Here is an 8,181-nt window from a genome sequence, read left to right as displayed (position 1 = left end):
TATTAGCAGTCGTTTCCAACTGTTGTCCCCCACCTCAAGGCATATTCCCAAGCATTACTCACCCGTCCGCCGCTCGACGCCGAAGTACAAGTACTCCTCGTTTCCGCTCGACTTGCATGTGTTAAGCCTGCCGCCAGCGTTCAATCTGAGCCATGATCAAACTCTTCAATTAAAATCGTTTGTGGTCCTAAGACCTAGCTCAATGAATTCTGTACATATAAAACTTAAAAAGTATTTTATGTATGAACTTTCAATGAGTTAATTTTTGCCCCTTCCGAAGAAGAAAGCTTATTTGGTAAAATCAACATCATGTGAATGTCCACACAAATTGCATGATAACTAATTGTTAAAGAAAAGATTCTTTCGAATCTCGCCAGACATCACATTCGTGTTTGGCGTGTGCTCTACCGTTGAGAGCGGATGCGCATTTTACGCTTCCCTGTTTTAATGTCAACAACTTTTTGAAAAAAAACTTTAACTTATTTTTCTAAGTTATCTGACCCGCTTAATTACTTTATTAAGGAACTAAACTGTTCAAAACAAGCTTCTTAGGTCTCCCTGAAGAAGTGGAGCGCATTTTAGGGGTTTTTGAGAAAGGATCAAGCACTATTTGCAACTTTTTTACTGTTCGGTGATTTATTGAACAGACAAGTATAAATAGTGCTTATAAAACGTTAGATTTATGTGAACAGAGCTTAATAATAGGTAACTTCTTTTATTTCTTGTTTACGCATTGAAGCTACATAGATTTCATACACTTCTTTAAAGTCTATTGTAAGCTCAGTAGCGTAGGTGTCACCAACAGGGTAGCTTTTCATTACTTTTGCCCCACGGATAACTCCTTGTACAGATGCTTTTAATTGGCTATTTTCAATCAAAAGATCGGCCATCGTCATATTGGAGGCAATTTGTTGTCCGTAGACTTGTTCCGCTAATTCCGCATAAGCGGCAAGTTTTGACGCTTTAATCGCCATCAACATACGTTGCGTTTCATGTTCAGAATTTTGGAGACTAATAGGAGCGTAACCAACAGCAGTAACAATTGGAAATGACTCAGGCTTAACTGGCTGCCAACTCACATGTTTATCATACACTGAGGTACATGCAGACAAAAACAATGTTCCAATAAGTACTATATAAGTGGACATTAACTTTTTCATGCTGATACCTATTGTTTAATTGTCACAGCTCGCACATCTTCGGTAAGATTTTCGCTTGTTCGAATAATCATACCGTCTTTCATTCTCACCGTTTCGTCGCGATAAACTTCATCACCTATAACCCACTTAGGTATAAAAGACTGTGCACTTGCGACAACAACTCTAGATTGCATACCTATCATACGAGCATTAACTAAGATACCTGTCTCTTGCTCCATCATGGTACCTGTTACTACATAGTCAATTATTTGTCGTTCAGGTAATTCTTTCCAGTCCCGACTAAATACATAGTCACCTTCCTTTGTCACTCTAATATGGCCCGTAGTCTTATAGTCAACGATAACCATACCGTGGCGCTGTAATTCGTGAACAAAGTTTTCTGAAAGTTGATTGCCCAGCCAGTTCGTAGACTCTAGATCTTCTAAGTTTACAAATGATGCAACAGCAATAGGTGTTTTAGGCGTAACGAAGGCACTATGCTCTAGCATCTGATACGCCAAACCTTTTACCACATCATTAATCGCGTGCTTGGGTAAGTCATAACTGTCTATCTCACCTTTTTTTTGGTGGCTAACACTATAAAAATCCTGCTCTTCATTCATAGCACAAGAAGCTAATAACGGAATAAATGCAGCTAATGCCCAGTTTTTCATTGAGACACCTCAACTTTATACAACATGTTTCTAATTAATATTAGTCATGCAGGAATTAAGCCAACCATAACTTCTTTGATAATTAGGCACACTTCATGCTTTAGTTAGTCATATATGCTCACATAGTCAATATTCCGACCAGTGATCAATATCTAGCTTAACAGCTTTCTATTGCACTTAAACTAATGCAATAGGCAATAAATAGACCATTAATATTAGGTGAACTGACGTCATGCGATTGCTTTTAATCTACATTTTGCTTTTAACTTCTCCATTTGCTAGTGCGCAATGGTATCAAACGCAAGGTAGCGCGGTAATTTTAAATGGTGACAAAAGCATAGCTAGAGCATCTGCAGTAGAAAACGCATTAAAAAAAGCCTTGCTTGTTGCAGGGGCTTCAGTCAGCAGTGTTCAGCAAGTAGTAAACGGTTTACTGACGCAAGATGAACTTAACATTCGAGCCAAGGGAACTGTAAATGCAGTTGAATTAGTTGATGAAACCTTTGAAGACAATATAGTCAAAGTAACCATTAGGGCGGATATCTTTCCACAAGAACAACAATGCTTCGCCGCAGACTTCAAAAAATCGATGTTAGTTACTCGTGCCCATCTAATGAAACGAGAACAAGCTAACATTGGACAGATATACAATATAGATAAACAGCTAGTTTCTCGTTTTGCCAATATGCTAACTAGTAAAAGTCAATTTATCGACATTAAGTTAGCGCACAAAAGAAAGTTGCCATTTAGTCGGTACAATCAAAGCTTTGAGCAAGAAAGTATCAAATCTTTGGCAATCGAACTTGGCCAACGATTTGACAGCCAATTTGTACTTTTTACCGAAATAAATGATGTATCTTTTTCTGGTGAAGTATTGAATCAATGGCAGTTTTGGCAAGAAGATAACTTTGAACGTCATTTCAACGTTACTTTCTATATATATAGTACAACTAATGGCGAACAATTGGCAGCACAAGAATACCAAGATAAAGCGCCTTGGCAATTTGGCAAACGAGAGAATATAGACTTTAGCAGCCATAGCTTTTGGCAGAGTGCTTATGGACAAATGTTAGATAGAACGTTAGAGAATGCCATCATTGATTTTGATGAAAGTATGATGTGTCAGCAAACCCGCTCTCGAATAATAAAAGTGTCCGGCAATGAGGTTATCGTTAATGTGGGCAAACAACAAGGCGTTAAGCTTGGTGATGAATTTTCGTTACTGCATCTAAATAACTTTAAAACAGATACAGGTAAATTATATTCCGGCTATAACGTGAGCCCCTATAAGGTTACAGTTACAGAGGTTTTCCAAAATTCAGCAGTAGCAACTACAGCAGATAAGGGCTTATTAGGTAATATTCAACAAGATGATCTTGCTGTAAAACACTAGTCAACTTATATAGGCTAAATTATTAAAACATTTTCATTGGTAATTAGCGCTTAGTTGGTCATTGTAAAATAGTCCAATTGCCGATAAGTTAAAGTCCATATTTAGTCTCTGTAGCTCAGCTGGATAGAGCATTCGCCTCCTAAGCGAAGGGTCGCAGGTTCAACTCCTGCCAGAGACGCCAACCACTTATAAATCAGAAACAACTAAGCCATACAATTATTAATCAAATATATTTCAGAAACCATAGACCCCCTAATCAAGAAAAATAAAATAACTCCATAAATTACAGTGACGTAGGACAGACAACCAAGTCACTAAGCTCCATAACTTTCCAATAAACACTACGCACACCTATACAAAACCCAAACCAAATCATTAGTTTTTCTAATCATAAACGACTAATTTTTTTCGTTTGAAGGACATTAACAAATCAGGATAATGCACGTCCTTTAAAAAGACACATTAACCAATAGGAGTAACACACACTAATGAACCCACTTTTCTTTGACGCCTTAAGCTGGATAGGACTAGCCATATGTATAGGTGCATTTTTTATCAAAGATATTTTTATGTTGAGATTAGCTACGTTAGTAGGTTGTTCATTAATGGGTGTCTATTACATTCATATCGAAGTAGCACAAGGAATGGTGTCAAATATTATTTTGGTTCTAATAAACGGATTCTATCTGTTAAAAAGGTCGGTCGAAGAAGCTGATGTTAATCAACCATTAGAAGAATGTGCACAATCTTAATTGCAATATTGATGCTCGCTAAAACAAATAAGCCCCTATAATAGGGGCTTATTTGTTTCACAATCGACTACTTATTCTGACTGCTCTAATATGACTTCCGTATCATCTGCAACCGATGTATTACTTAATACTGCTGATACTGCTAAAAACAAAACAGCAAATATTACAGTAGTAAGTTTAAATCCTTTCGAAGCTGGTCTATTCATACGCAAACCTACTTTCTAAAGTTGTTTTATTTTTGTTATTACTTAACAACGTTAAAAAATCTATATGATTAGAATCGATTTTTCAATCGTTTATTGTAAATAAGTGGATTTTTTAGCATTTAGTAGCCATTTTCAACATTAACTCGGTTTTTTAGCGGCTTTTTCTGCTTAAACCTTAAATAATTATCTACTATTTGTTCAACAATAGCAGACTCTTCTGTAATGGCAGAAATATGAGGGGTTATTTGCAGCTTCTTACATTGCCAAAAAGCATGGGTTTCAGGTAATGGTTCGTCTTTAAATACATCCAACAAAGCACCTGAAACAAATTCTTTATCTAGCGCATGTAATAGTGCTTTTTCATCAACCGCATTACCACGGCCAACATTGATAAAATAAGCATGTTTTGGCATGCTCGATAACAACCGCTTATTTACTATATTGTCAGTGTCCTTTGTCGCGGGAAGAATAGACACTACAAAAGCTGCATTTTCTACACTTTTATGAAGTTCTTTATCACCTGTAAAACTCTGTGCAATATATGGAGCTGATTTTTTTGTCTGACTCCAAGTTGATACTGAAAAACCATTTGCATTTAACCTTTCAGCCACGGCCATTCCTATCTCACCAGCTCCTAAAATAGTAACAGTATCGTGTTTTAATCTAGGATGAAAAACCCACTCTCTCTTGGTACTTGCTTGTTGAAATTCATTTATACGGCATTTATGCATTAATATTGCAGTTAACACGAACTCTGACATTTGTATTGATAAATTATTGTCTACTATCCGAGTAAGCTGAATATGTTCAGGTCTACTTTGATCAGTTATCAAACCGTCTACTCCTGCACCAAGCGAAGAAACAACTTTCAAATTTGGAAATTGCTGCCACATTGACATAGGGTGGCGCCAAGCTACAGCAAACTCGACATTCTTATCTAAACAGCAATCTGGCCATTGCTTAATAGCCACATCAGGCAGTTTATCTGATAACGCTTTTGATAATGAGGACAAGTCTCGATCAGTGATCATTAATGCTATAGACATTTAATTCTCTATGATAAATATTGGTGAACGATTTGTGTCAACGCTGAAAGCTTAATTGGCTTACTAATATAAAAATCTAAACCAGACTGGATTATATTTAATTGCTCTGCAGACATAAACTGTGGCGCCACACCAACAATAGGGACCTGACTTATTTCATTTATGCTTTTGATCTTATCAATTAGCCAAAAACCGTTTTCATTTGCCGAAAAACATGCAATAAAAATCAAATCACATTGGTGCAAAGTAATCTCATTTAGTACTTTTTCATTGATCACTTCATAAACATACAGTTCACAGCCAAACTTACTAAAATAACGGGAAATAATGTCATTTGACGTTTCATCATCACTAATTATCACCACATGTTTATCTGATAATTCTACTAAACTATTATCTAACGGATAAGTTAACTGCTGAGCACTATCATCAAGTTTTAACTTAAACGATGCACTCAACATATAATCTCCCGTTTCGGCTATCGGCGCTAAATTAATCGCTCCACCTAAACGCTGACAGATTTCTTTAGCCATTGTCATTGAAGTCGTTAAGTTATCGAATTCTTGCTCTACTACCATGTTTGGAATTGTTTTAGCATCCAGCTCTTCTTTATCAGGAGTAATAACAAGAAAAATAGTTACGGTTCCCCTTTGGTGGCGATGCGCATTTACTGTAAGCGATAATTTATTATTATTAAAAATTAACGCACCATTGTGCACTAGCGCCACGATAAGTTGCTGAATACGAAGTTTATCGCCTGTAACATAATGAGGAACGCTTTCATCAAATTGAAAACGAACGTTAACTAAAAGTAAGTCAGTACTTACATTTAACATAGTTTCTAGTTGTTGCAAAAATAGATGAAAATCAAAACCATGTTGTTGGAATTCCAACTTACCCGACTCTATCTCTGATAAATCGGATAATGTATCTATCGATTGTTTTAAATTTGAAGATACGCTATTAATTTTCTCAATTAAGCCGCTGTATTTGTCATTCTTAGCGCTTTCATTTAACTGTATCAACAGACCACTTAACGCGCTTATCGGTGTTTTTAACTCATTACTTAAATTAATTAAAAATTGACTTTTAGCTTTATTTTGCTTTTCAGAGTCTTCTTTTTGCAAAATTAATTCTTTCGTCTTATCCGACACTTTTTGATTGAGCTCTGATGAATACGCTGTCATTAGCAGAATAAGCAATTGGTATAAAATACCACCTAAAGTACAGCCAATAAGCACTCCCCAGTTCAGCCAATTTCTTGGCTGGGCTACCCAAGACGTTCGCTCAGAAATTGTAATTCGCCAAAATCGACTAAATTCAAACCGTTCAATGGTATGAATTAAATGTTCGCCAGTTGGTGCTGGCACGCCATAGAGATAAAAAGGCTCTGGGTTAGTAACGTCTTGCACATTTATAGTGACCTTATTTGCTACTGGGCTTTTTATAAGTTCATCAATCACTTCTTTGAGCTGTATTACGGCAATAACAAAGCCATCAAGATTGTCATTGCCGCCAAGCGCAATACCACCAAATGGGTTTAATGAACTTGCATTAAAAATAGGAGTAAAGATCACCATACCAGGGCTTGTCACTGCTTGATCAATCAAAGGGATAGGTGGTGAACTCACTGTTTGATTTTTCTTTGCAGCATTAAACATAGCCATGTAACGTGCTCGATCGGTAACCAAATCTAGACCTATTGCTTGTTGGTTCTCAATGGTTGGATACGCATAATAAATAGGGGCATGAAATGAAATTTGTTCCTCTTTGGAGGGAGTATAAGGACCGACGCCTAGTTGCTTGATATTAAAACTCTCACTATTATCAATTCTTGCCCAATCTTCAAATGACACTTTTTGATTTTTTTGAATAACTGGCACCCATGCAAATGCAATAACACTTGAATGTTCTGGATAGATTTGGCTCGCAAACTGCTCAAATTCAGCTCGACTGACGTATTCACTAGCATCGAAATATGCATGCAGCGCATTAATACTTTGAGAAATGCCACTAATTTCATCATCAATTTCATTGGTTAGCTGATTTACCGCCAAACTAAAATCATCAATTCTTTTATGCTGGTAATCATTTTGCGACACTCTAAAAAGAATGCTTAACGCAATAGCGGCTAGTACAGATGCAATAACGACCTGTGCACGTTTATTGCGAGAAACCTTTGGTATATCACCAATAAAAAGTAAAGTGGGCAATAGAAAAATAGCAACCAGTTGACTTAACGACCAGTTAAGAACAAATGTATATAAATAGCCAACACCAACTTTTTGATTACTAATCAAGATTAAAATAATCACTGCAGACGCAGAAACTAAGCCTGATAAAGGTCCAAGTTTAATTAAAAATCGTGACAGTTTTTCTCGGCTAGATAACCACCCAACATCTTTCATTTCATCCGAAGTCAACTGTGCAGTCCATACGCTTTGTAGCATAATGGCCAATAAGCCAATCGCCACATACTCTGCATTAAAAACTACATTAAAGTAGTAAGCAGCAACAAGGTGAATACCGAGTAAATTAAGCAATATGCTTAACAACATTCGCGGGCCTTTTAACACTACTAACGCGGAGGATGCGCCGGCTATAGCACCAAAGAAATTGAGCAAAGAAAAAGGAGACAAACTAAAGTTGACGACAGTGATGACAATGACAAACGACACAAGCGAAGTAAACATGTCGGTTGCTTTTATCATTATTACCCTTCCTTAGCGTTTTTTATTTTAATTAACATTATTTTATGTATCCCTGATTGTTCCACAAAAGTTAAACATAAGTGAAGAGTTTTCTATTTCTAAGGCGTGAAATTTAATTGGTTGTACTACATTGAAAACAACAAATTTAAAGCGTTGTATTTCAGTTTGTATTTATTATTGAAAAATTACCTTAAATACCACAAATTCATTTGCAGTAATGCGGCCGCTGAGCGAGAATAACGGCCACTCTTATCCATCGA

The 8,181-nt window shown here is 36.5% G+C and carries 7 protein-coding genes, 1 tRNA gene and 1 rRNA gene; 3 read left to right on the top strand and 6 right to left on the bottom strand.

Annotated elements, in window-relative coordinates:
- The 3 genes from HII17_RS15770 to HII17_RS15760 all read right to left on the bottom strand — a co-directional run.
- Positions 1-172 (bottom strand): 16S ribosomal RNA (locus tag HII17_RS15770); the annotation flags it as partial.
- 523 nt (positions 173-695) lie between these two features.
- On the bottom strand, positions 696-1,160 hold the full coding sequence (locus tag HII17_RS15765; RefSeq protein ID WP_169076331.1) for an LPP20 family lipoprotein: 465 nt from the start codon (positions 1,158-1,160) through the stop codon (positions 696-698).
- Positions 1,161-1,168: 8 nt separating this feature from the next.
- Positions 1,169-1,813, bottom strand: coding sequence for a FlgO family outer membrane protein (locus tag HII17_RS15760; RefSeq protein ID WP_169076330.1), 645 nt, complete (start codon positions 1,811-1,813; stop codon positions 1,169-1,171).
- A 232-nt stretch (positions 1,814-2,045) separates the two neighbouring features.
- Between HII17_RS15760 and HII17_RS15755 the strand changes: the two genes are divergently transcribed.
- The 3 genes from HII17_RS15755 to HII17_RS15745 all read left to right on the top strand — a co-directional run bounded on the left by HII17_RS15755 (position 2,046) and on the right by HII17_RS15745 (position 3,958).
- Positions 2,046-3,206 carry a flagellar assembly protein T N-terminal domain-containing protein gene (locus HII17_RS15755; protein WP_169076329.1) on the top strand — a complete coding sequence of 387 codons (1,161 nt, stop codon included), beginning with the start codon at positions 2,046-2,048 and terminating at the stop codon, positions 3,204-3,206.
- Between the two features lie 104 nt (positions 3,207-3,310).
- A tRNA-Arg gene (locus HII17_RS15750) sits at positions 3,311-3,387 on the top strand.
- 307 nt (positions 3,388-3,694) lie between these two features.
- Complete coding sequence (locus HII17_RS15745; protein WP_169076328.1) at positions 3,695-3,958, top strand: hypothetical protein; 264 nt, start codon at positions 3,695-3,697, stop codon at positions 3,956-3,958.
- A 71-nt stretch (positions 3,959-4,029) separates the two neighbouring features.
- Here the strand turns inward: HII17_RS15745 and HII17_RS19240 are convergent, their stop codons facing one another.
- The 3 genes from HII17_RS19240 to HII17_RS15735 all read right to left on the bottom strand — a co-directional run bounded on the left by HII17_RS19240 (position 4,030) and on the right by HII17_RS15735 (position 7,921).
- Positions 4,030-4,164, bottom strand: coding sequence for a hypothetical protein (locus HII17_RS19240; RefSeq protein WP_268969172.1), 135 nt, complete (start codon positions 4,162-4,164; stop codon positions 4,030-4,032).
- 119 nt (positions 4,165-4,283) lie between these two features.
- On the bottom strand, positions 4,284-5,210 hold the full coding sequence (locus tag HII17_RS15740) for a 2-hydroxyacid dehydrogenase (RefSeq protein ID WP_169076327.1): 927 nt from the start codon (positions 5,208-5,210) through the stop codon (positions 4,284-4,286).
- Positions 5,211-5,218: 8 nt separating this feature from the next.
- A complete protein-coding gene (locus HII17_RS15735) occupies positions 5,219-7,921 on the bottom strand; it encodes a CHASE domain-containing protein (protein ID WP_169076326.1) in 2,703 nt (900 codons plus the stop codon).
- Positions 7,922-8,181: the final 260 nt, after the last annotated feature.

This window comes from Thalassotalea algicola (assembly GCF_012932965.1).
GTDB lineage: Bacteria > Pseudomonadota > Gammaproteobacteria > Enterobacterales > Alteromonadaceae > Thalassotalea_F > Thalassotalea_F algicola.
The sequence above is the reverse complement of the archived record's forward strand: the minus strand, read 5'-3'. Positions and strand labels throughout refer to the sequence as shown.